Annotated in this window: 1 protein-coding gene; it reads right to left on the bottom strand. The window is 49.9% G+C overall.

What is annotated here, in order from left to right:
• Positions 1-147: 147 nt before the first annotated feature.
• On the bottom strand, positions 148-1184 hold a 1037-nt coding region (gene ribB, locus R7070_RS25900; protein ID WP_318141474.1), incomplete at its 5' end, for a 3,4-dihydroxy-2-butanone-4-phosphate synthase.

Genomic DNA, 1184 nt, shown 5'->3' with positions numbered 1-1184 from the left:
ATAAGTGAAATATGTTCATCAAGTGAGAATCGCCGGATTCTAGCACAAATTTGTGAGCAATATCTAATGGAAATTGGCCGCGTGTCACGAGTTCCTAGTCCACACCAAAATAGGTGTGCATGGGACTAGGAACTTATCGTTCACTTCTTATTCGCAAACGTATTCAACCACGTTCAGGCCGAAACCGCCCAATGCATGGTATTTTTTGTTGGTCGAAGACAGAAGACGCATATCGTGAACACCAAGGTCAGCGAGAATTTGCGACCCCACTCCCACGCGGCGAGACGTGCCCTGCTTTTTCGCTAAAGTCGGTGCTTCGCCTTTATCTTGCGCTTCGAACATCTTCACGCGGTGGATGAGCAACTCGGTTGATTCTTCATTGCCAAGAACAACCAGAACACCGCCTTCTTCACCGATACGCTTCATCGCTTTATCCAGTGTCCAGCTGCGCTCTGCATTGCGGTCACTGCGTAATACATCGGTGAATACGTCTTGTAGATGCACACGAACCAGCGGCGCTTCGCCAGACAAATCACCTTTACACATCGCGTAATGCACTTGATTATCGATGGTGTCTTTGTAAGTCACCAAAGTGAACTCACCGTGTTCAGTTGGCAGTTTGCATTCTGCTACACGCTCAATGGTCGTTTCTGTGTTGTTGCGGTATTCGATAAGGTCCGCAATAGTGCCTAACTTCAAGCCGTGTTTTTCAGCAAAGATTTCAAGATCAGGGCGGCGAGCCATGGTGCCGTCGTCGTTTAGAATCTCAACAATCACAGAAGCAGGCTCAAGCCCAGCAAGGCGAGCTAAATCACAACCCGCTTCGGTGTGACCAGCGCGAGTCAATACACCACCATCTTGCGCAGCAAGAGGGAAAATATGACCCGGTTGAACCAAGTCCGCCGCTTTTGCGTTTGGCGCAACCGCAGCTTGAACGGTACGTGCGCGGTCAGCCGCTGAAATACCCGTGGTTACGCCTTCAGCAGCTTCGATAGAAACGGTAAAGTTAGTGGTGTACTGCGCGTTGTTGTCTTGCACCATTGGCGGCAAGCCGAGATTTTCACAACGCGCTTTAGTCATGGTCAGACAGATCAAGCCACGACCGTAAGTCGCCATAAAGTTGATCGCTTCCGGCGTAATATGCTCGGCAGCCATGATCAAGTCACCTTCATTCTCACGGTCTT

The organism is Vibrio sp. 1557 (assembly GCF_033340175.1).
Taxonomy (GTDB): Bacteria; Pseudomonadota; Gammaproteobacteria; order Enterobacterales; family Vibrionaceae; genus Vibrio; species Vibrio alginolyticus.
Note: the sequence above shows the minus strand (reverse complement) of the source record. Positions and strands in the feature narration are given on the sequence as shown.